Raw genomic sequence first — 21,550 nt, 5'->3', positions numbered from 1 at the left:
GGTCTTGATTTCAAAGCAGATTGGCTGACCTTGATGCTCTGGCTGGCGCAAACCTGTCTGATGGTGCAGATCATTCTGGCCCCGCTGTTGCTCGGCGGATTGCGGCCATGGGCGCTTGCCATTCTGGCGATCCTGACCGGTATCGGCATGCTTGCGATTTGCCTGCGCCCCGGTCCTGTGCAAATCGGCAAGCACCTGCTGTATCTTTGGATCGGGATCGCTGGGCTGATTGGTTGGGCGATCCTGCAAATCCTTCCGATCTGGCCAGTTCAAACCTATCCGTTCAATGCGCCGCACATTGCACTCGCCCCGTATGGTTGGCCGAATATGGCGACCTATCTGATTTGGCTGGGCGGTGTTGCGAGCCTGACTGCGCTGGTGGGACGCCTCAACACCCATCTGAACATCACCATCGCCCGCACAATTGTCATCACCTGCGCCGTTCAAGTGGCGCTTGCCGCAGGTGCCGATGTGATGGGATGGCAAACCACATTCTGGTTTACCAAACAGGCCCATCTTGGCGACTGGACCGGCAGCTTCGCCAATCGCACGTCGTTCGGAAACCTGATGGCCTTCGGTATTGTGGCCTGCCTGTTTTTGTATGATCAAAGCCGCGCGCTGAGCACGGCCAAGCGCCTTGATCAGGCGGGTGGCTGGTTGGCGATTGGCTTGCTGTTCGCAACTGCCGTTGTCCAAAGCCACTCGCGGCTGGCCTTTATAATGGCGCTGGTTGGCGGGGGATTGTTTATCATTCTGACCCCACGTGAAAACGTGCAAAGCAATAAGCGGCTGATTGTGATCGCCCTTGGCATCATCGCGACCATTGCCGTCACAGCCTTTGCATCGCCGGAACTTTTCACGCGCTTCACCGACCTTGCCCGCAGTGATCTGATCCAGCGGGATGATTTGTGGATCACCGCCCTGCAGGCGATTGCAGAACGGCCATTGACCGGATGGGGTGCCGACAGCATTGGACTGGTCATTGCTCATTTTTCCACCCCGGACCTGAACGCAAATGCCCATTGGTTTAGCAGCCATAACCTTTGGCTTGATGGCGCAATCGTGTTTGGTGTTCCGGTCATGCTGGTCCTCGCAACAGCACTCATCATCGCGATCAAAACGGTGCTTGCAACCTGCCTGCAACCCGACACGTGCGCGCTTTTGATTGCCCTTTTTGCGATGGCAATGATTGGCAGCATGGGCGACTGGGTCATGATCATGCCTGCCCTTATTCTGCCAATGGTGATGCTGGGAATGGCAAGCTTTGAAGCCGCACTTGCAGCCCGTCACGCATTGCCTGCACGCGGGGATCACGCGGGGCAATCGCCTGTGCCTGATCCAGAAGCTTTACGCTAAGCGCCAAATCATCGTCGGCTACTATTTTAGCCTTCAGCCCCAGAAAAACCGGATCAAACGGCCTTTCGATCAGCCGCTGGCTGAGCAGTGCTTCAAGTTCCGAGCCATCGACCACCATCGCATCACGCTCTGCACCAAAGCCGTCTCCGTTGGCAAAAGCTGCACGTTTGTTTTCAAGCTGCGATAGCGCCCTGCCCTCCGAAACCAGAACCACGCCGCCAGAGCCAATCAACAGCAGGGCAATCACAATCAGGGCTGCCTTCATGACGTCGGCCCCTCGGTCGCCATGTCCGCCTGTGCCTTGCCATAGGCCGCACGCGGCTTGGCACCGTTCAAAACAATGCCCTCTGGCACAATATTGGCCGCGCGCAATTGCGACAGGGCTTGGGTGATATCGCGGCGCTTGCTATGTCCGCAGCGCAGGGCAAACAGCCTGACATCGGCCAGTCCCAGCGCAATCACACCATCCGCGACGGACAGGATCGGCGGCGTATCAACAATTACATGATCAAACCGGGTGCGCAGGCGCGTGATCAAATCAGGTAATTGCCCGTCAATCATGCCTGTTGCGATATTTCCCGGCACCGGCATACGCGCACCAAGATATCGATACCTTTCGCCGTTCTCTGCCCCGGCGAGGGCGGCGTCCATTTCCATAAGCCCTGACATGACATCAGTCAGATCAGCAGTCATGTCACCGTCATGCCGCGCCCGGTTTGGCGGTGCCGGATCATGCAAATCCGCATCAAGGACAATCACCGATGCCCCCAATCCGGCCAGCTTTTCGGCCAGCGCATGAACGATGTGACTTTTGCCATCGCCCGAGAGTGCTGAGCCAACCGCAATCACCTGCCCGTCCTTATCGGATTTGCTTGCTGCATCTCCGCCCTGCACCATGATCCGCATCAAAACTGCCAGATGCCCTGCGGCCTCGTCATGGGCAGCGGCGCTGGTGGCCTTGTTCACCCTCGACCGTTCCGGGATACGGGCAAATAACGGGATGCCCAACGCCGCCTGAGGATCAAAGTCGTCATCAATGCTCTGATCGAAATAGTGACGCAGCAATGCGGCAACCACGGCGGCAAACAACGCCATCATGATCGCCAACATGGCAAGATCGCGCTTGGCGGGAAATTCGGTTGCTGCGGGCAAAGTAGGCGCATGCAGGATCGCCGCATCCCCCTGAAACGCTGCCATTTCACGGCGCAAAGCTTGTACCTGCTGGCCCAGCTCCTGAACATTGGCGCGCGCCATGGCGACAGATCGCACCAGGGCAGCCTGCCCCTGAACGCTTGTATTGCGGAGAGCCATCCGATCCTGCCAACGATCCCGTTGGGCCGTGATCAGACGCAGCTTTTCTTCCGCCCCGGCAAGGGTAATATCCATTTGACCGGCGATGTTGCTGGCGACAGCAGCCAGTTGGTTATGAAGATCATCCAGTTCTTGCTGCTTGCCCTGCATGGTCGGATGCTTGGGACCGTAACGCTGATCAAGCCTGACAAATTCCTGTTTTGTCGTCTCGAACTGGGCCGAGATTTGGCGCACCATCGGATGGCTAGCCACATCGTCAATCGCCAGCAAATCATCAAGGTTTGCCGCCTCATTGCGGCTTTGGCGCGCAAGCCTGAGGCTGACAACCTCCTGCCCCAGTTTTTCAGCCTGCTCATCGAGTGCATAGATGCGATCCAGCATCCGCGCATTCTCATCCGGGTCCAGAATACCGGCGCTGTTTTGCAAGCTGGCCAGATCTCCTTCCAGACCATCCAATTCAGTTTGCGCAGATTGAAATTGCGCCTCCGCCTCGGCAAGTTGTCTTCGAATGGCGGCTTTTTGCCGGTCTTCGCGCTGCCAAAGATAACTTTCAATAACGGCCATCAACGCCTTTTGCGCTGTTTCCGGCTGGCTTGCGACAAAGGCCACTTCAATGACCGCCGCATTGCCAACCCGGGTGGTTTCCAAAGCATTGCGAAGATGAGAGATCCCGTCTGTTTCGAGATCACTGGATACCGGCATATCCGTCAGCGAAACACCCTCTCCGCGCATAACCGAAAGTGCGGTGGAAAGTGTTTTCTGCCCTTTGATTTCCGCAATTGCCGTTTCGATTTCCTGGGCGGTTACAATGCGCCGGTCGGTGTTGAATGCCGCTGGCATCTGGCGTTCCGCGATTTCCACATTTGCAGAAAGCCCGATTTCGGTGACGGATCGATAATCCCCCTGCCAATTGGCGATCCCGCTCAGAAGCGCGATCAGGACCACAACAAAGGTCAGTGCGACAACCCCGCGCCGTTGCCAAAGAATGCTCAACAAATCGCGCAAGGACGGATCAAACCGTTCTTGCGGGACGCTGGTAATCGCGACGGGATGGTTGGGATGCTCTGTCATCTCGGGCTTGCATCCTCAAGCTCTGGAATTCCGACAGGTTCCTGATAATCCTCAACTCCCCAATAGCTATCGACGACTGGGTTCCTCGGACCGCCAACAAAAAGAAGCGAATAACGCCGCGCCCGTTCGGTTTCAGGTGGCCGAACCGAACCGACAACACGCGGTGCTACTTCGGGCTCGATGCTTGCGGTAAATGATTGCTGTTCGCCTGCGAATATCGCTGTTTGATTGGCATTGCGTTCAAACAGGCGCTCTGCCAAATCCGAAGAATTACCCCGGATGATTTCCGAAAGGCGCCCCGGGTCGGGATGAAGATCAAGCAGACGCAGAACCACCCCACCCAGCACGGTCTCCAGCAAAAAACGGCTACTGCCGCCGCCCAGAACCACATCAAACAGACCAAGCAATACTTTAAGGCTGTCCTCTGCCACCTGCCAATCGATGTCAGATTGTTGGTTAGCGACATCCTCTGACAGCACAGCTCCGACAAGTGCGTCAATCAATTTGGCGACGTCCTCGGTGGCCTCCACCTTTGCGATTTCCGCTTCAATCCAACTGATCGCCGCCTGCCGGTTTTCCAAATCGAACGTCGCTGTGGTTGTCGGCTGCGCCTGTAAATCGGCGGCGGTTGTCAGCATCATAAAGATGACCGAAATGATTGCCGCTTTTCGCAAGGCACGCCAAAAGCGCCGGATTTGAAAACGCACAATCCTTGGCCCGACAAGGCGGGCAAATGCCCAAAGCCCAAGCCCATAGCGCGGGATCATGTAGCGCGGCTGACAGAAGATGCGCCAAAGGAACTCCAACCCGCACCGCTGCCAGATAACCGGGGCGCGTCGGACATTCCCGGCCAGAACATCAAACGCCCCGCCAACACCCATGGCAAAACGGCATCCAGTCTTGTCCGCATACTGATCAACGAACAGCTCCTTGCGCGGGGATGGCAAGGCGACAAAAAGGGCATCTGGTTTGGCCTGTGCAACACAATCAGCCAGCTTTTCATCATCGGGCTCATAACCGTGATGGGTACCCGCGATGATCAGTCCGGGAAAACGTGCAGGCAATATCGCCTGCAACTGATCAAGAACATCCTGACGCGCCCCCAACAGGAAAACCCGCGTGCCATCCTGTGCGAACTGCGCCAGAAGATCTGTCATCAGATCAATGCCAGTGACACGCTCTGCAACCCTGATCCCCAACAGGCGGGCTGTACACACAATCCCCATGCCATCAGCTGACAGGCAATCTGCGCGCGAAAGTGCTGCAAACAACCGATCATCGCGCAAGGCTGCGGGCAGTTTGGTCGCATTCAGGCAATGGTGACGAAAACAGGCTTGGCTGGCAGTCGCCGTACCTTTGCGAAGCATCAAGGCGATATCAGCACAGACGAGACGGCGTCGTCTCGTCTCCAGCGGCAACCCGAAGAAGGCAGCTTTGTGCCCTTTGAGTTCGTCACGCATCTGCCACCCCTGTCACCCCGGCCGGACACTTAAAAAACGACAGAAACACAAAGTTCCTGCTGTTGGCGTCCGTCTTTCGCCGCCGTCAACGATTTAAGTCACGGCTAATTGGTTGAATTGAATGGTAACTTATGATTGAGTTGCAGGCAATATTAGCATCTCAAGGTGATCGCCGCGGTGAGGGTGACTTTGCTGACCAACCTTGTGCCACCCTACCGATCTGACGCCTATAACGCGCTTCATCATGGCGCGATGGCCGCAGGCGGATGTTTGCGTGTCCTATGTACCCAACATCGCGAACCACAACGCAACTGGTCAATCACAACACCCGCATTTGACCATATCACCTTGCCGGGCGTTCAAATTCCCCTTGGTGAAAACCGAACCCTATCACTTCCGTTTGGCGTCACCCGGGCTGTTTGCCGTGAGCCAAGTGATGCGTTGATCATAAACGGTTTTGGCATCGCGCAATGGCAGGCGCAAAACTGGGCGCTGAAACACCGCATTCCGACCGTGCTGCAATTCGATGGCTGGGCAGGCTCTGATGCCACCTATGACAATCCGCTTCGGCGCAGATTACGCCGGATCATGATTGCCCGTGCCGATGGCTTTGTCGCCGCAAGTTCACGCGGGGCAGCGTGGTTTGAAGGCCTTGGCGCATCGCCTGATCATATTTGGATCGCCCCCATCCCACCGTCATTCCCTTTACCCGATATTCCCGCCAACCAAACCTTGGCGGAACGACAATACGACATCGTCTGGTGTGGTCGCACGACGGTTTCAAAGGGCTTTGATCTCTTCATGCGGATCGCATCAGAACTGTCCAAGACAGACATTGCAAACCGTATCGCCATCGTTGGCAGTACCGACATTAAAAGCACCACAAGGCTTACGCAATCTTCCGGCCTTGGTGACCGGGCGGATGTGTTCGGGCAACTTCCCCCCGATCAACTGCCGCCCATTCTGACCAACAGCAAGATCGCCCTATTCCCCAGCCGAAATGATGCCTATGGCGTTGGTGTAATTGATGCGATTGCCTGTGGCACGGTGGCGCTTGCAAGCCCATTCACCGGCTGCGCACCAGATGTTTTGCGCGGTCCCGAAATCCTGCCGATCGATAATCCGCAAGATTGGATCACGGCCTGCAAACGCCTTCTTGATGCGCCGCAACTTCTCGAAGACACGCGCCTGCATCAAGCATGGGCAATTGCCAACAACAATCCTACCCATCACAGCGACACCATGTGGCAGGCAGTTCATCAGGCGGTTAATCATAACCCGGACGTGCGGCGGTGGGGATGATCACGCCAAACCGCAATCGCGGCTTGAAATCCGAACCTTCGGTCTGGATGATAAGCCGTGTCGATCAGGCCAGGATTCTTGCCAAGCACCTCGCCGATCAGGATCGGCTGGTACGTTGGGACAGTTTTTGGCGCCATGACGGCACGGGTCTTATCCGCCCGTCATCACGCCATGTCGGCACTGCACTTTGCAATATCCCGGGTCGCCACCTTCTGCCCGACTTGCTTGGACAAACGGCCCAAAAGCTTCGGTTACCAGCGCGCAATCTTTATTCCGACATTCCACTGTCACTGCTGGCCGCCTTTCAAATGCCAAACGCCGACATCCTGCATGGGCAGGGCAATTACAGCCTGCCTGCCATGCGTCGCGCAAAGGCAGGCAATATGATCACGATCTCCGATGTCACCGGCCAACTGGCCGAAACCCGCCATGTTCAGCTTGTCGGCGAATATGCATCCCACGGTCGCACCCACCGCGAAATATCAAACTTCCTTGCCGGTCGACGCACGGCAGAAGCCCGATTTGCCGATGCGGTATTTGCACCCTCGGATACGGTCGTGGACGGTCTGCAAAGAACTGGCATAGCGCCCGACAAGATATATCTGGTCCCCTTTACGTCACCACATTGTCAGGCGCTGTTGGATCGGAAACGTTTCGCGCGCGACGATACCGTCATCCGGCTTCTTTATGTTGGCAACCTGTCGCTTGCCAAGGGTACAGCCCATCTTCTGGCAGCTTGGAAAACAATTCGCTGCCTGTTCCGCTTGAGGGTCGACCTCACCCTGATCGGCGCGGCACAACCCTGTGCCAAGGGCCTGCTTTCAAATCTGCCCGACGGGGTGACGTGGTTTGGCCCCCTCCCGCACGATCAGGTTGCCAATCATATGTTGTCTTCCGACATTTTCGTCTTTCCCAGCCTGACGGAGGGCAGCAGCCTTGCCACCATGGAGGCGATGGCAGCCGGTTGTGCCGTCATCACCACGTTCGATGCCGGAAGTCCGGTCATCAATCATCAAAGTGGCCTGATCATCCCGCCAAGGGATCAGGATGCGCTTGTAACAGCCGCGTCGGCACTGATCACACAGCCGGAGATGCGCCGAACCATCGCCCAAAAGGCGCGAGATCAAATCGCCCGCGATCTTCGCCACACCTATGGCACGCGGGTTGATCATGCATATGAAACCATCCTGTCGCGCCATGGTTAGATGGTCAGCCCTCCTAAAATCAGCGGGTTCTCGCCTATATCCAATGTGGATGATCGGGGCCAATATGATTGCGCGGCTGGGCGGCATGGCAATCCTTGTTCTGATCGGTCATGCCTATTCAGAGGCCGATCTTGGCACCTACTTCCAATTGCTCGCCATGGTCGGTCTTGCGGTTACTGCGACGCAGGCTGGCAGTGGTCCGCTTCTGGTACGACTGGCACAAAATGCGGCCTTTGGACAGGCCATACATGTTGTCGGAACAAGGTGCCTGATTGCAGGGTTCGCCTCGATCCTGATCGTTACGACAAGCAGCGTTCCGCTTGCGCAATATTGGCCACTTATCCTGATCCCGTTTGCCGCCGCCCTTTCGCCCGACTGGATGATTGCGGCCAAAACCCGCTTTTCACGGCTTGGCATGATTGCGGTTATTGGTCAGGCATGCGGGATAATGGTGGCGATTTGGGCGTCGCTCAACCCTTCAGATTTGGCGCTTTATCTCATTGCCCCTGCGGTTTCTGTGGCAAGCCTTGCCCTCGCAACAGTATTTGCATTTGAACAATCCTCCACCAAAGGCCCACTGGCCCCTACGGCCAGCGTATTCGGCCTTGTCGGCTTTACCCTGCTCGCCGGGTTTCTGCCAAATCTCGACTTTGTCCTGTTGGGCGCAGACAACGATCCGCTGTTTCTGGCGCAACGCGTTTTCCTGTTTTGCGCCGGTCTGATTGCGGCCATTACCTCAACCCTGTTTGCCAAAAATGAGGTGGGGCAACTCCGTGACATCTGGCTTTTGGCACCAATGGTATTGATCGCAGGCCTGCTGTTGTTCCTGCCAGACAAATTGGCCGATCTGTTCTATAGCAGCCCATCAGATGATCTGATCACGATCCTTCAGGTCGGTGCAGCTTGGCCGGTATTGATGGCGTTCATCGCCCGACAAATCCTGATCTTGCAGGAGTTATCAACGGTGAAATGGCTGGGTTGGGGATGCCTTGCGCTCATGATCATCACGGCATTCGCCATGCCGGCCAGCGACCTCGCATCCGACATCATGAAACTGATCGAGGTCCGCTTGGTCTGTCTGGTTCTGATCCTGCTGGCCTGCCAGAAAGTTGCAACAAGACGGCAGGTCGTGGCATGAGGCAACTGACCACCACCATCACAAATAATATGCTGATCAGAGGCCACTATGGTGACATCACCTTTGGCTCGTGGGGTCTGGAATGCTCGGACCAGCATTCCTTTGTGACACTCACCGACCAACCGCGAAATGCGAAACAGATCGGCGATATCTGGCACCTTTCCGGGGGTCGAATACGTATCGCGTACGAAACCCGCAAGCGCAACCCAAACACAATCGGGCTTAAGCTATGCATTCAGGCACTCGACGATATCCTGCTGCAAGATGCCGTCATCCGGCTGGTATTTGACAAAACTGCCATCAAACACGGGCGCATCGCAGACAAAACAGTTCACCACACCAACAGCGACAAATACCGTCTTTATCCAACCAATGAGGTCGCACTGATCGGGCAGGATGGCGCAATCATTTCCGTGACACTGGATCACGCCGATGGGGTGGGCCGGTTTGACCCATACATGTATCTGCGCGATCGCGACGATCACTGGATCATTCATGCCCGCCTGCTGCCAAGTGATCCGGTTGATCGGGTCTGGCTGCGCTGGGCAAACCGATTTTTCACGCTTTCTGCACCTGGTTGGTTATCAGCTTTGCTCTGGCGTATACCTGTTTTCAAAAAGCTGCTCTGGCGCTTGCGCGAACGCATGGGCCGTCACTGTCCGGAAATTCAGGCCGTACCCCTGAACTGCCTCAAAGCAGGCCGATCCTTGTCCATGGAGGTGACATGTCACTTTCAGTAACCCAAGACACGCTTCGCTTACGCTGCCTCAATCTGGCCAAGCGGATTGCAAACAATCTTGCAACACGTCAACTGAAGACGGGGCATTTTGAACAGCCGGATTTTTACGCCAAGGCCTTTGCCGTCAATCTCTGGCACCGGATTGATCCTGTTAAGTTTGGCCCCAATATCGACCGCGCCCTTCCTGCCCTGAAATCAGAGCCGCGCGATAAAACCTGGCACCGCGAATTCATCGAATATGCGTTGCTGGATACGCCGGGCCTGTCATCGGATACCATCGCCGACATCCTTCAGGGCGCCAAACAGCAATGCCCAGATGTCGCCAACTGGCAAATACTTGGGCTGATCAATCGACAGAAACGAAATGCTGGACTAACCGCAAAGCTCCTCAACCACGCCCATTTCGCGTTCATCTTGCTTCGCTATTGGCGTGCACAGGTTTTCATGGATAGACCAGACTGTTTCTCCGCACAATACCACGCCTTTTGTGCAGCTCTTCTGTCTGACAGTCCCCATAAACGCCATCAACGGATTGCCAACCGGGCCACCGAAATGCTGGCACAACTTGCCGGCACGCATGGCTTTGTCAATCTGCTCGGACGTGGTGCGGGGCAGAGTTTTGGCGCGGCCTGCGGGCTTTATGTGTTGTTAAAAACCGGCTCCCACAACGAAGCAGAGGCAATCCTGCATCGGCTGGAAGATGCTGGTCTCACGGCAGGTGAACTGCCGCTCAACCTGCTCGCCCCTGCCCCCTTGCCCGAAAACCCCGGCCCCGAAAATCCACAAACACCGGGATGGTACAGCTATAACCGCCACGATGATTACCTTGCCTTTGCTGGCTATTGGCTTCTGAAGGCCTCACAACTGCTAGCCCCAAAGATCCGGTCACACGCACCGGAAACTACCGCGAAAAACATAATCACGCAGTTTTCATCCTCGTACTATCACGCGCAAATGACGCTTTGTGGCAGACAGAATTTTGATGTCTCCGGCACCCCCGTCATTGTTTCGGGCCAAGGAAAATCTGCCCGCCTCTTATTGCCACCAACCGGCGGCGAACAGAATGCAGCAAGCCTTTATGATCAAGGTTCACAGCCGCTTCCCGCGATTGGCGAGACAGAATTCTCCCGCTTTCTTCAAACCCGCCAGATATCTGAGAACAAGATTGATGTAAGTTTCGAGCTTGCAGGTATTGTTGGTCATCGAACGATCGAGTTTCAAAACGCGCGTGTTATTGTCTCTGATCAGATTCCCGACTGCGCAGCTAACGAAGTCGAACTGTTCCGAATTCTGATTGATGGCAACATCGGCCTGACCCAGATCGCGAAAAACACCATCATCTGTCCAGAACTCGGAATAAAGCTGATCGCAAGCGCCCCGCTTCACATGATCCCACAAGCAACATTCAGCGCTGCTGGTCCGGCAACAAGGATCAGTGCGAAGACAGGGCAAGGGCATAACGTCACTCTAGCCATCTCATGGGGAGATTCTGATGCGTGAGCCGATCACCATCATCACGACCGTGCGCGATGGCGACGCCCATATGGATCGCTATTTCGGCAATCTGCGCCAGATACTCGGTCCCCGTGATCATGCGTTTATTGTCGATGACGGTTCAACCGCGCCCCTTGCAACGCCATCAGACTGGCACAACGAACCGAGACTGATCGTCCTTTATCCCGGCAAAATTGGACGCGGTGCTGCACTTAACCTCGCGATTGAGAACAGCCCGACCGATCTGATTGCCATTCAAGATATCGATGACATTTCCTTGGCCAGTCGACTGGATCGGCAAGTTGATGTGCTTTGCAATAACCACAATCAACTTGTCTTCGCGCGCGCCATGTCCGATCCGTGGCGACCGACTATGGCAGCCGTCCAGCACTTTTCAGCCGCACGGCTTTGTTTCAGTAATCCACTACATCATTCGTCACTTGTCATGCATCGCTCTGTCTGGGCGCGTGCGGGTGGTTATGCGACGGATTTACCCTGCTGCATTGATCTGGATTTTTATCTGCGCGCCTGCTGTGTTACCAAGGCCCGCATCAGTCGACTTAACAGGCGCCTGATCGAACGTACCCTTGATGCGGGCACCCGCCATTTCGCAAGGATACCGAACGCGCTTTATCAGAAAACACGTGCTTCCGTTCTTGCGCGTTATCGACCTGACCTGCCTTGTTCGATCTGGCTCGCAGCTGCCAAACTTCGCGACTTGCAATTGTTTTCGGCAAGGGACGTTCGATGACCAACCGCCCGAAAATCATCGCCATGGTTCAGTTGCCACCGCCCATGCACGGGGCGGCCCAAATGAACCAGTTTGCCATTACGGCCTTGGCGAAAGACTTTGATTTGCATGTCATTGAAATGCGCTTTGCCCGGACATTGTCCGACGTAAATCAATTTTCGCTGCGCAAGATCGGGTTGGCAGTTTGGTTACTGCTGCGCCTGATCTTTGCATTGCCAAGCGCCAAGGCGCTTTATATCTGCTTTGCACCAAATGGTTTCGCCTATTATCGCGACTGCATTTATGTGCTTTTGGCCAAGCTCCTGCGAGTGCCCACAATCCTGCACCTGCACGGTCGCCGTCTTCCCGAAACGCGAAGATCAAAATGGTCTGACTTGCTTCAGAAGACGGTTTTTAAAGGGCAAACCGTCATCCTGCTCGGCGAGAGCTTACGCGCCGAAATAGAAGGCCTTGATTGCAAGTCTGCCATCATCGCCAACTGCCTGGATGATAGTGCCTTCGTCGGCCCAGCCACCAAACAATGGGTGCCCCATGATCCGATCCGGCTTTTATGGCTGTCCAATCTGTTTCAGGCCAAAGGCATCGAAACCCTGCTTGCTGCCTGTGAGATCCTGCACGCCCAAGATGTCGCTTGCCATTTGACGATTGCCGGGGCCGAAGGCGACATCAGCAAAGCCGAGCTCGCCACATTACTTGAAAAATATCAGATGCATACGGCAGCGTCATATTTGGGGCCGGTTTCCGATCCTGAACGGCAGGGAGCCTTTGAAAACTCCGACCTCTTCATCTTTCCCAGCCACTATCCCAACGAAGCCCAACCACTTGTGGTGCTCGAAGCCATGGCGGCCAATGTGCCAGTGATCACCAGCGACATCGCAACCCTGCCCGAGTTTGTCCGGGACGGTGAAACCGGTCAGCTTTGTCCGCCACAAGACCCTGAAGAACTGGCAAATGCGATCAGCGCAGCAATCCGTTCACCGGAGAAAACAACCACAATGCGCGATGCCGCCTATCAGATGTGCCGACAGAACTTCCGCCAAGACAGGTTTGCCGAAAAACTGCGCCAACTGGTTCACAGCACTATCGAAAATCACTGACGTGCCGTGGGCGATTGCGTACCATCAACACCGACGGCAAACGCATGAACAGGATGGCCAGAATGGATCGGGACGAATTCAACGCCTTTTGCAAATCCCTGCCACAGACAACCCACGTTGTTCAGTGGGGGGACGCGGATGTCTGGAAGGTCGGCGGCAAGGTGTTCGCCATTGGTGGCTGGGCCACAAAAGAGACATTGGGTGTCACATTCAAGACATCCGAAATCGGCTATGAGGTCTTGAAAGATATGCCTGGCCTGCGTCCTGCGCCCTATCTGGCATCGCGCGGCATGAAGTGGATACAACACTATGATGCGCCGGGCTTGAGCGATGATGACTTGAAGGACCATTTAAAAAGCTCGCACCGCATCGTCGCCAAGGGTTTGACGAAAAAACTGCAGCGCGAGCTTGATCTTTATCAGGACGAATAGGAGCGGAAGCCTAGAGACGCCACAGGTCGATGCCGGTCGGCACAGCATTACGCGGCAAAACCGCACGTACATCAGCAACAAAACCCTTGCCATCTTTAAGCAAGCTGCTGACAAGCGGCCAGCCCTTAGCCACATACTCCTTGTGCGACACGGCCAGAACGACCGCATCGGCGGGTTCCAAGCAATTGTCCGAGCAAAGCTTCAAGCCATCAAATTCGTGTGCCACTTCGCCAGCATCCGCATGCACGTCATGGACCTGCACAGTGACCCCGGCCTCTTCGAGTGACCGAACGATATCGATCACACGCGTATTGCGAATATCAGGGACGTCTTCCTTAAAGGTCAGACCAAGTACCGTGACAGTCGGGTTCTTGGTTGCCCCTTCACGCAGTAGTGCCCGGATAACCTTGTTGGCCACCACATCGCCCATACCATCATTAACCCGGCGACCGGCCAAAACCACTTGCGGATAATAGCCGAGCTCTTCGGATTTATGGGTCAGGTAATAGGGGTCAACACCGATGCAATGCCCACCGACAAGACCCGGGGTGAACTTCAGGAAATTCCATTTGGTGCCTGCAGCTTCAAGCACGTCGCGGGTATCGATACCAGCCCGGTCAAAGATCAGTGAAAGCTCGTTCATCAGTGCGATGTTCAAATCACGCTGGGTGTTTTCAATCACTTTCGCCGCCTCGGCCGCCTTGATCGTCGGCGCCTTGTGAATTCCAGCGGTCACCACACTGCCATAAACATCGGCGACGATATCAAGCGTTGCCTGATCCTGGCCTGATACAACCTTGGTAATGGTCGTAAAGCGGTGTTCGCGATCACCCGGGTTAATACGTTCCGGAGAATAGCCGACCGTGAAGTCGGTGCCCGATTTCAGGCCCGAAAGTTCTTCGAGGATCGGCACACATTCTTCTTCGGTCGCCCCCGGATAAACCGTGCTTTCGTAAACAACAATGTCGCCCTTTTTAAGGATGGCGCCAACGGTTTTCGAAGCAGAGCGCAGCGGCGACAGATCCGGACGGTTGGAACTGTCGATCGGTGTCGGCACGGTTACGATATGGAAATCGGCTTGCGCGAGATCCTTGGCGTCCGCGGTCAACAAAAGATCGGCTGCGGCAAGTTCATGGTCATCGACTTCGCCCGTCGCGTCATGTCCCGCTTTAAGCTGGGCGATGCGCGCCTGATTGATATCAAAGGCAACAGTGCGACCACATGATGTGCCAAATGCAACCGCCACCGGCAATCCGACATAGCCCAAACCGATAACTGAAATCTTGCGCCCGTGGCTCATTGGTAAAACCTTGCAAATAATCTGGTCGCCGATTTGTAGCCAGCCGACCATGCCCCGTCAATTGCTAAGCGCTTTGCGGCAAAAGAGAGCGCCCTTGTGCCGTCTCCCGGAACGTGATCTAGTTTCTTCTCATGCTCTGCAACTTGCGACCTTATTTTGATGCGCTTTGTCTTCCTCGCCTTTGGCTGTCTGCTTCTGATCACCAGTCATGCACTGGCGAGACCATCAACGTCACCAATCCGGGTGGTTTTTCCCTATATTCCGTTGATGGCAGAAAGCAAGGATCACGGTGTTTTCATTGATATGTATGCGGAAATAGCAAGGCGGTCGGACACTGACGTCGTAATTGACATTCTGCCGGTACGGCGCGCGGTACAGGACTTCATAAGCGGTAAATATGATGCGCTGGGCGCATATCCGTCGCTTTCTGAAATTCCGGTCTCGCTGGCCTCTGTCCCGTTTTATCGCCGCGAAAATCTGATTTTTTACAGCACTAATCAATTTGGTCATGGCAATGTCACCAAGCTCGAAGACCTTGATGGCACGCGCGTTGGGCTGGCCGCTTATCATTACCCTGACTACATTCTAGATCGTCAGGAACTCAACCTTGAGCGCGTGCCCGACGATGCGTTTTTGTTGCGCATGATTGCCAGCAACCGCCTCGATGCCGCCATCATCGAACGTTTTTCGGGCAACCATGTCCGAAAGCTGCTTGGCCTTGAAGACACCATCTCTGTCACCGAGGATCCGGTCACCAGCGAAAATGTCCTGATCCTGTTCAAGGCCGATCTTGCCGGTATTGAAAACCGCAAGGCCTTTAACAAGGCGATCTACGAAATGCTGTGCGACGGGAGCCTGGCAAAACTGTTTGGCCGCGCAAGCCTCCTGCCAGATCAGGAGATCATTGAACGCGAATTGCCATCCTCCGCAATCATCAGCGATTGCGATCCCAAGGCCATCTTTGCAGACCGCTAACCCGCGACGAAAAAAGGGCACGCTGCCGAAGCAACATGCCCTTCTCGTAAAATCCATCCTCGCGGTCTGGGCTTAGCCCTTCACCACGATATTGACCAGTTTCGGCGTCGGCTTGGCAACATAGATCACCTTGACGATCTCCTTGCCCTCAAGATGGCGGGCAACGTTTTCATCGGCCTTGGCCAGCGCCTCGACCGTTGCCTGATCGGCATCGGCTGCCACCATGACCGAACCACGCTTCTTGCCATTGACCTGAACCGGCACTTCGAACTCGTCATCCTTGGCCTTTTCGGCATCAAATTCCGGCCAGTCGAACTTGATCACCGATTTCTTGGCACCGAACTCGTCCGCTGCCATCCGGCTCATCAGCTCCTCGCCCAGATGCGGGGCAAACGGGGCGACCATCAATGCCAAGGCCTTGGCATGATCATCATGCACCGCATTCTGCTTGGTCAGCGCATTGGTAAGTTCGATCAATGCCGCAATTGCGGTATTCAAACGCAGGTCGGCAATATCGCCAGTCACCTTGGCAATTGTCTTGTGCAGAAGCGTCTCGATCTTGCCATCAACGCTATCGGTCCGCTCCATCTGGGTCGTGACTTTCCAGACGTTCGACAGGAAGCGCATCATGCCAACAATCGCATCCGACTGCCACGGTTTGGAGCTATCAAGCGGCCCCATATACATCTCGTACGTTCTGAACGTATCGATGGTGTACTGATCGCAGATTTCCTCGGGCGGGATACCATTTTTGTAACGTTTGCCCATCTTGCCCGGAACGGTAATCAGCTGCTCATCCGTCTTGGCGTTGAACGGCACTTTCTTGCCATCGACATCGCGCATTTCAACATCATGGATGTCGACATAAACACCACGCGCATCGGTATAGGCATCGGCCGTAATCATGCCCTGGTTAAACAGCTTCTGGAACGGCTCGGGCGTTGCGACGTAACCAAGATCAAACAGAACCTTGTGCCAGAAACGCGAGTAGAGCAAATGCAGCACCGCATGCTCCGCCCCGCCGACATAAAGGTCAACCGCCCCCGGAAGGGCGTTGCCACCCGCATCCGTGCTGTTCGCCCAATAGGCCGCGGCATCATCTGATGCAAATTTCGCATCATTCTTGGCATCGAAATAGCGCAGGTAATACCAGCAAGACCCCGCCCAGTTCGGCATGGAGTTGGCATCGCGTTTGAACGCGCGCACTTCATATTCCGCACCGTCATGGGTGTGTTTGGAACCAACAGCCGCATCGACCGGCAAAACCGAACCATCAGAAAGGACGATCCCGGTGACTTCCATCCAGTCCTTGGCGCGTGCCAACGGCGGCTCCGGCTCGGAATTCGGGTCTTCGTTTGATTTCGGTTTGAAATCGGTCATTTCCGGCAGGACAACCGGCAAGGCCGCCTCGGCGATGCCGTGAACCTGATCGGTTTCCTTATCGAACAGAACAGGGAACGGCTCCCCCCAATAACGCTGACGCGAAAACAGCCAGTCACGCAGCTTGTACTGCACGCGACCACGGCCAATGCCCTTGGCTTCCATCCATTCGATGATCTTGGCCTTGGCATCCGGGGTCGAAAGACCGTTGATCGAGACTTCATCATTCGCGGAATTGATCGTCTCGCCCACTTCGGTCTGGGCAACCTTAAACGCGCCCGGTTCCGCCTCATAGCGCGCCAGAAGCGTTGTAGCATCAGCATCCGCCGCATCTGCCGGTGCGTTGTCCTTAAGCCAAGCTTCGGACGGTTTGGTGGTTGCCTTGATCGGCAGGCCAAATTTATGGGCAAATTCAAAGTCGCGCTGATCGCCGGCCGGAACCGCCATGATGGCACCGGTGCCATAGCCCATCAGGACATAGTCGGCAATCCAGACCGGGATTTCTTCACCGGTGACCGGGTTGGTCGCATGTGCGCCAATAAACACGCCGGTCTTTTCACGCTCGGCATCATCCTTGGCCGACACGGCCTTAAGCTCGGACGCTTGCGCGCGATAGGCCGCAACATCGGCCTTTTTGTCGGTGGCGCAAAGCTTATCAACCAGCGGATGCTCAGGTGCGAGAACCATATAGGTCGCGCCAAAGATCGTGTCCGGACGGGTGGTGTAAACCGCGATCTTTTCATCCGCACCATCAACGGTCTTGACCGGGAAGTTCACCCGCGCACCAACAGAACGGCCAATCCAGCCCTTCTGCATCTCGACCACGCCATTTGGCCAATCAAGGCCTTCAAGGTCGGCAACCAGACGGTCGGCATAGTCGGTAATGCGCAACATCCACTGTTTCAGCGGACGTTTATAAACCGGGTAATCACCACGTTCGGACTTGCCTTCGTTGGTGACTTCCTCGTTCGACAGAACCGTCCCCAGCATCGGGCACCAGTTGACCGGCACTTCATCGACATAGGCCAGACGCCCGCGATCAATCGCACGATCAATCTCTTTGCCTTCGGCTTTGGTGCCTTCACCAATCACCGATTTCGGCTGCGGCACGCCGTCTTCGTCAAGCAGCCATTCACCGCTCTCAAGCAACGGGCGCAGCTCGGCAATCGGGCGCGCACGGCCATTGATCACCTGCCCCTGCGGGCCTTTCCATTCGACGGTCGGGTCATAGAAGCTGTTGAAAAGCTGCAGGAAGATCCACTGCGTCCATTTGTAATAATCGACATCGGTCGTAGCGAAACGGCGATGCGGATCATGACCAAGGCCAATGACTTGCAACTGACGCAGCATGTTTTCGATATTGGCTTCGGTCGTGATGCGCGGATGCTGACCGGTCTGGATGGCGAACTGTTCTGCCGGCAGGCCAAAGGCATCAAAGCCCATGGAATGCAGAACGTTTTTGCCGCGCATGCGTTCAAAGCGCGCCTTTACATCGGTCGCGATATAGCCCAGCGGATGGCCGATATGCAGGCCAACCCCGCTTGGATAGGGGAACATGTCCAGGATGACGCTTTTCTTCTTGCTTGCGTCGAAATCGGCATCGCCGGGATTTGGCGTGCGATAGGTATCGTTTTCCCGCCAATACTCCTGCCAGCGCTTTTCAAATACCCGCGCACTTTCCTGATAGTTCGCCACGCTTAATCAACTCCTGCCTGTCCAACGCCGACCCTGGCTCCGGCGCCGCCCAAATGGCGCGCCTCCCCCGGATCGGGTTCCAAAATATTCTTAAGCTGTGTTCATAAGCGCGCTTTGATCGACGTGCAACATCAGATAACGAGATTTCTGGCGAAAACCCGACGATTTTGCCAAACATTCGCCACCCGCCGCCAACCGCCCGCGCCAACCGGCGCGGAATGCATACACCCGCGCCCCCATCAACCCGAACTTGCACATCAGCCCTGATACAACAACACTGGATTTTCCCGGCCATCCATGCCATATTAAAAGGTGAAATTTGCCAAGTCTTTGTTCGCGCGCGAAACTGCCGCGCAAGCTTGCTTGGAAAAGTGCTGATTGTCAGCACAGCTCTCAAAGCTCTCCGTCCAGGGAGGACGATTATGGATATCACCATTGGTGGTCTGTCATCCCAACAATCCGGCGCGTCTACGCGTTCGGCACAATCCTATTTGCCGGGCCAGGGCGATACTGAAAAAGCTGGCAACAATAATGGCACGTCCGCCTTTGCCGCTGCGACGTCTGTTTCGCTGTCTTCTGAATCGGCAAACCGGCTGTCGGCGGACAATATCGTTGCCGCAATCAATGAAAGCCTGCAATCCACCGGCCTGTCGATCCAGGGTGTCAATCCCGACGATTACACGCCAGAAGGCGTTGCTGACCGCATTCTCGCCCGCGTTGGCGATCTGATTGCCTCGAACGCAAGCTCCGAGGCCGAAGCCCGCGAGATCTTTGATCAGGCAAGCCGTGGCATTCAGGCCGGCCTTGAAGATGCCCGCGCCATCCTTGACGGGTTGGGCGCGCTGAATGACGAAATCAACGGCAATATCAACGAGACCGAAGAACGCCTGAATGAAGGCCTGCAAAGCATCGAGCAGCGCCTGACCGAGCTGTTTAACAGCAGCGCGTCAGAAGAAGCCGCCGAGGCCGCAACGCCGGAACGCGATGAACAGGTCCTGCAATCGCAGGTCACCCAGACCGCACAGGCCAGCCAAGCCTACGCCGAAGCGGGCAGCAATGCCCAGCGCAACGCGCCGCGCTACGGCACCAACGGCTAACCCTCCAAACATCTCGTTCGCACAGATTAAAACCGGCTCCCTTGGGGTCGGTTTTTCTTTTGCCGGTTACGACACCCGCCCGACACCCCCACCGGGATCATGATCATCCGTAACCCGAAACAGCTTTTGCCCCGCAGCTTGAATACGCGCAAAAGCGTCCTCCGCCATAAAGCCCGAGACAAAAGCCATGAAGGTCACGAGAAACGGGCTGATATCGATTTGTCCTGATCCGTCGGGTCCGCCCTGGCTGACCATCAGTACCCCTGCCTCTGTACACAGGAAGATGGCCATGGCGGCGGCGATCCCCTCCCCCGTCATGACGAGCAGCCTTGCGGCGGGCTTCAGGCTTTTACCAAGCTGTGCCCATCCCTGAAGCCGCGGCAGTGTTTCAGCCTGCGGCGCTGGTACTGCCTCCGTCGCGGTTTGATCCATGGCACTGTGATCTGCGGCGTTGTGATCCGTGGCATTTTCATCAAGCGGTGTTTTGGGCGGCGTTTGGGCCGTGGGCGGCTGGCCGAAATTCTGTCTGGTAAAGGCAACCACAGCCCCCAATCCGCCCGCCGCGACTGTGACCAACAAGGTCAGCATGATGGTAGGCAACTGGATCAAGTAGGACAGCATATGGCCTACGGGGTGTTGAAACAGGGCAACCAGCGAAACCGTGTCCTGGCCAAACTCTTCGTCCTGACGCCTGATCTCTGCCTCGATCTCGGCCAGCTCATTTTGCAAGCTCGTTCTTAGCTTTGCGGCGTGCTGGTTTTCTGCGCGGATATTGGCCCATTCGATCTGGGCGCGGGCGTTTTTCTCGTCAAACCGGATCATTGAACTTCGGATGGCATCGACTTGCTGGCGGGCGCGATCCATCAGGGTTTCCGGGGCTATGTCGGTGAATTTCGGGTGATCAAGCAGGGCGTGAAGCCGGGTCATGATGTCGATGCCGTCTGCGCGACGTTTCCTGTCCGCATCGCTTTCCCCGAAGGGGACATCAAGCATTGGCGATCCGGCGCGACCAAGGGTTGTACCGCCCCCGCCGACCATGCCGGTTGGCACATCAAAAAACCCGTCGCTCGGCATGGCGGTTTGCTGGCTTGTCACAAATTGATGCGCCGCATTGAGCGCGCTTAAGAACGCGCCTGCGAAGTCGGGGTCGAATGCATCGCGATTGCTGGCAACGGTTGCGCCAAGCCGTGAATAGCTGCCAAACGCGTCCCACCATGCGGCAATCGCATCCTTGCGCAAGGCCAATCCATTCCGGGTCTCTTCAAGGGATCTGGTATCAATCGCACGCATGTCATCGCGCAAAATGTCGGCCTCTTCGCGCAACGCGGCCTCGTGAAAGGCTTGCAGGACCAGTCGTTCCAACATGCCAGGCGATGACACGCCGAGTTCGCGCAGCAGGGAATCGCGCTGAATATCGGCGGTAAATCCGGCGAAAAGCGTAATCACAAACCCGAAATAAAGCACACAGGTCAATCCGGCCAGGATCGAAGACCCCGCCAACCGCCAGATGTTCAGGCCTTCTTGTCTTTCTTGCTCCATCGGGCACCTTCACGCGTTACGTCCCCTGTCGACGCGGAGCGAAAATGCCTGTGAGGGCGCGCGATATCGCGGGTTTAAGTTAACAGCCGCAAAACGGCTGATTTCCATCCGTATGAGACACCCCCTCTTTCGCATAGGATGGAATATTTCTTATATTTTTCAGACACTTACTATTAAGAAGATTCTAATATTAGATATTGCCATTTAAG

General features: G+C 55.8%; 16 protein-coding genes. 11 read left to right on the top strand and 5 right to left on the bottom strand.

What is annotated here, in order from left to right; translation table 11 throughout:
• Nucleotides 1–33: 33 nt before the first annotated feature.
• Nucleotides 34–1,356 (top strand): O-antigen ligase family protein, encoded by a 1,323-nt coding sequence (locus WBY09_RS17710; RefSeq protein ID WP_336233450.1) that lies wholly within the window; start codon nucleotides 34–36, stop codon nucleotides 1,354–1,356.
• Between the two features lie 261 nt (nucleotides 1,357–1,617).
• Here the strand turns inward: WBY09_RS17710 and WBY09_RS17705 are convergent, their stop codons facing one another.
• Together WBY09_RS17705 and WBY09_RS17700 are read right to left on the bottom strand one after the other, a co-directional pair.
• Nucleotides 1,618–3,738 (bottom strand): GumC family protein, encoded by a 2,121-nt coding sequence (locus tag WBY09_RS17705; protein WP_336233449.1) that lies wholly within the window; start codon nucleotides 3,736–3,738, stop codon nucleotides 1,618–1,620.
• On the bottom strand, nucleotides 3,735–5,198 hold the full coding sequence (locus WBY09_RS17700; RefSeq protein ID WP_336233448.1) for a WecB/TagA/CpsF family glycosyltransferase: 1,464 nt from the start codon (nucleotides 5,196–5,198) through the stop codon (nucleotides 3,735–3,737). Before WBY09_RS17700 ends, WBY09_RS17705 begins: the two co-directional genes overlap by 4 nt.
• 177 nt (nucleotides 5,199–5,375) lie before the next feature.
• Between WBY09_RS17700 and WBY09_RS17695 the strand changes: the two genes are divergently transcribed.
• The 8 genes from WBY09_RS17695 (at nucleotide 5,376) to WBY09_RS17660 (ending at nucleotide 13,355) form a co-directional block, all read left to right on the top strand.
• Nucleotides 5,376–6,500: a glycosyltransferase family 4 protein gene (locus tag WBY09_RS17695; protein ID WP_336233447.1), complete on the top strand. Its 1,125-nt coding sequence runs from the start codon at nucleotides 5,376–5,378 to the stop codon at nucleotides 6,498–6,500.
• The gene (locus WBY09_RS17690; protein WP_336233446.1) at nucleotides 6,497–7,705 is read left to right on the top strand and encodes a glycosyltransferase family 4 protein; all 1,209 of its coding nucleotides are present in this window, start codon (nucleotides 6,497–6,499) and stop codon (nucleotides 7,703–7,705) included. Before WBY09_RS17695 ends, WBY09_RS17690 begins: the two co-directional genes overlap by 4 nt.
• Nucleotides 7,706–7,769: 64 nt before the next feature.
• On the top strand, nucleotides 7,770–8,843 hold the full coding sequence (locus tag WBY09_RS17685) for a hypothetical protein (RefSeq protein WP_336233445.1): 1,074 nt from the start codon (nucleotides 7,770–7,772) through the stop codon (nucleotides 8,841–8,843).
• Complete coding sequence (locus WBY09_RS17680) at nucleotides 8,840–9,583, top strand: hypothetical protein (protein ID WP_336233443.1); 744 nt, start codon at nucleotides 8,840–8,842, stop codon at nucleotides 9,581–9,583. The genes WBY09_RS17685 and WBY09_RS17680 overlap by 4 nt, the downstream gene beginning before the upstream one ends.
• Complete coding sequence (locus WBY09_RS17675; RefSeq protein WP_336233442.1) at nucleotides 9,568–11,082, top strand: hypothetical protein; 1,515 nt, start codon at nucleotides 9,568–9,570, stop codon at nucleotides 11,080–11,082. The genes WBY09_RS17680 and WBY09_RS17675 overlap by 16 nt, the downstream gene beginning before the upstream one ends.
• The gene (locus WBY09_RS17670; RefSeq protein WP_197146956.1) at nucleotides 11,075–11,827 is read left to right on the top strand and encodes a glycosyltransferase family 2 protein; all 753 of its coding nucleotides are present in this window, start codon (nucleotides 11,075–11,077) and stop codon (nucleotides 11,825–11,827) included. Before WBY09_RS17675 ends, WBY09_RS17670 begins: the two co-directional genes overlap by 8 nt.
• On the top strand, nucleotides 11,824–12,924 hold the full coding sequence (locus tag WBY09_RS17665; protein WP_197146955.1) for a glycosyltransferase family 4 protein: 1,101 nt from the start codon (nucleotides 11,824–11,826) through the stop codon (nucleotides 12,922–12,924). The genes WBY09_RS17670 and WBY09_RS17665 overlap by 4 nt, the downstream gene beginning before the upstream one ends.
• A 62-nt stretch (nucleotides 12,925–12,986) precedes the next feature.
• On the top strand, nucleotides 12,987–13,355 hold the full coding sequence (locus WBY09_RS17660; protein ID WP_120226580.1) for an MmcQ/YjbR family DNA-binding protein: 369 nt from the start codon (nucleotides 12,987–12,989) through the stop codon (nucleotides 13,353–13,355).
• 10 nt (nucleotides 13,356–13,365) lie between these two features.
• Here the strand turns inward: WBY09_RS17660 and WBY09_RS17655 are convergent, their stop codons facing one another.
• Nucleotides 13,366–14,655 (bottom strand): nucleotide sugar dehydrogenase, encoded by a 1,290-nt coding sequence (locus WBY09_RS17655; protein ID WP_197146954.1) that lies wholly within the window; start codon nucleotides 14,653–14,655, stop codon nucleotides 13,366–13,368.
• A gap of 159 nt (nucleotides 14,656–14,814) precedes the next feature.
• Here WBY09_RS17655 and WBY09_RS17650 point away from each other — a divergent pair, with 159 nt between their 5' ends.
• On the top strand, nucleotides 14,815–15,630 hold the full coding sequence (locus WBY09_RS17650) for a substrate-binding periplasmic protein (protein WP_197146953.1): 816 nt from the start codon (nucleotides 14,815–14,817) through the stop codon (nucleotides 15,628–15,630).
• Between the two features lie 72 nt (nucleotides 15,631–15,702).
• On the opposite strand, the gene WBY09_RS17645 is transcribed toward WBY09_RS17650, so the two are convergent.
• Entirely contained in the window at nucleotides 15,703–18,705 is a 3,003-nt protein-coding gene (locus WBY09_RS17645; RefSeq protein ID WP_197146952.1) for a leucine--tRNA ligase, read from the bottom strand.
• Nucleotides 18,706–19,127: 422 nt separating this feature from the next.
• Between WBY09_RS17645 and WBY09_RS17640 the strand changes: the two genes are divergently transcribed.
• On the top strand, nucleotides 19,128–19,802 hold the full coding sequence (locus WBY09_RS17640; protein WP_197146951.1) for a DUF5610 domain-containing protein: 675 nt from the start codon (nucleotides 19,128–19,130) through the stop codon (nucleotides 19,800–19,802).
• 66 nt (nucleotides 19,803–19,868) lie between these two features.
• On the opposite strand, the gene WBY09_RS17635 is transcribed toward WBY09_RS17640, so the two are convergent.
• A complete protein-coding gene (locus WBY09_RS17635; protein ID WP_336233439.1) occupies nucleotides 19,869–21,341 on the bottom strand; it encodes a hypothetical protein in 1,473 nt (490 codons plus the stop codon).
• Between the last annotated feature and the right edge of the window lie 209 nt (nucleotides 21,342–21,550).

The organism is Thalassospira sp. CH_XMU1458, assembly GCF_037027205.1.
Classification (GTDB): Bacteria; Pseudomonadota; Alphaproteobacteria; order Rhodospirillales; family Thalassospiraceae; genus Thalassospira; species Thalassospira tepidiphila.
This window is presented reverse-complemented; position numbering and strand designations above follow the sequence as displayed.

What these genes read in the sequence shown, in the direction of transcription:
- WBY09_RS17710 (WP_336233450.1), top strand. Translation starts at nt 34, where the DNA reads ATGCTCTGGCTGGCGCAAACCTGTCTGATGGTGCAGATCATTCTGGCC.
- WBY09_RS17705 (WP_336233449.1), bottom strand. Translation starts at nt 3,738, where the DNA reads ATGACAGAGCATCCCAACCATCCCGTCGCGATTACCAGCGTCCCGCAA.
- WBY09_RS17700 (WP_336233448.1), bottom strand. Translation starts at nt 5,198, where the DNA reads ATGCGTGACGAACTCAAAGGGCACAAAGCTGCCTTCTTCGGGTTGCCG.
- WBY09_RS17690 (WP_336233446.1), top strand. Translation starts at nt 6,497, where the DNA reads ATGATCACGCCAAACCGCAATCGCGGCTTGAAATCCGAACCTTCGGTC.
- WBY09_RS17685 (WP_336233445.1), top strand. Translation starts at nt 7,770, where the DNA reads ATGATTGCGCGGCTGGGCGGCATGGCAATCCTTGTTCTGATCGGTCAT.
- WBY09_RS17680 (WP_336233443.1), top strand. Translation starts at nt 8,840, where the DNA reads ATGAGGCAACTGACCACCACCATCACAAATAATATGCTGATCAGAGGC.
- WBY09_RS17675 (WP_336233442.1), top strand. Translation starts at nt 9,568, where the DNA reads ATGTCACTTTCAGTAACCCAAGACACGCTTCGCTTACGCTGCCTCAAT.
- WBY09_RS17670 (WP_197146956.1), top strand. Translation starts at nt 11,075, where the DNA reads ATGCGTGAGCCGATCACCATCATCACGACCGTGCGCGATGGCGACGCC.
- WBY09_RS17665 (WP_197146955.1), top strand. Translation starts at nt 11,824, where the DNA reads ATGACCAACCGCCCGAAAATCATCGCCATGGTTCAGTTGCCACCGCCC.
- WBY09_RS17660 (WP_120226580.1), top strand. Translation starts at nt 12,987, where the DNA reads ATGGATCGGGACGAATTCAACGCCTTTTGCAAATCCCTGCCACAGACA.
- WBY09_RS17655 (WP_197146954.1), bottom strand. Translation starts at nt 14,655, where the DNA reads ATGAGCCACGGGCGCAAGATTTCAGTTATCGGTTTGGGCTATGTCGGA.
- WBY09_RS17650 (WP_197146953.1), top strand. Translation starts at nt 14,815, where the DNA reads ATGCGCTTTGTCTTCCTCGCCTTTGGCTGTCTGCTTCTGATCACCAGT.
- WBY09_RS17640 (WP_197146951.1), top strand. Translation starts at nt 19,128, where the DNA reads ATGGATATCACCATTGGTGGTCTGTCATCCCAACAATCCGGCGCGTCT.
- WBY09_RS17635 (WP_336233439.1), bottom strand. Translation starts at nt 21,341, where the DNA reads ATGGAGCAAGAAAGACAAGAAGGCCTGAACATCTGGCGGTTGGCGGGG.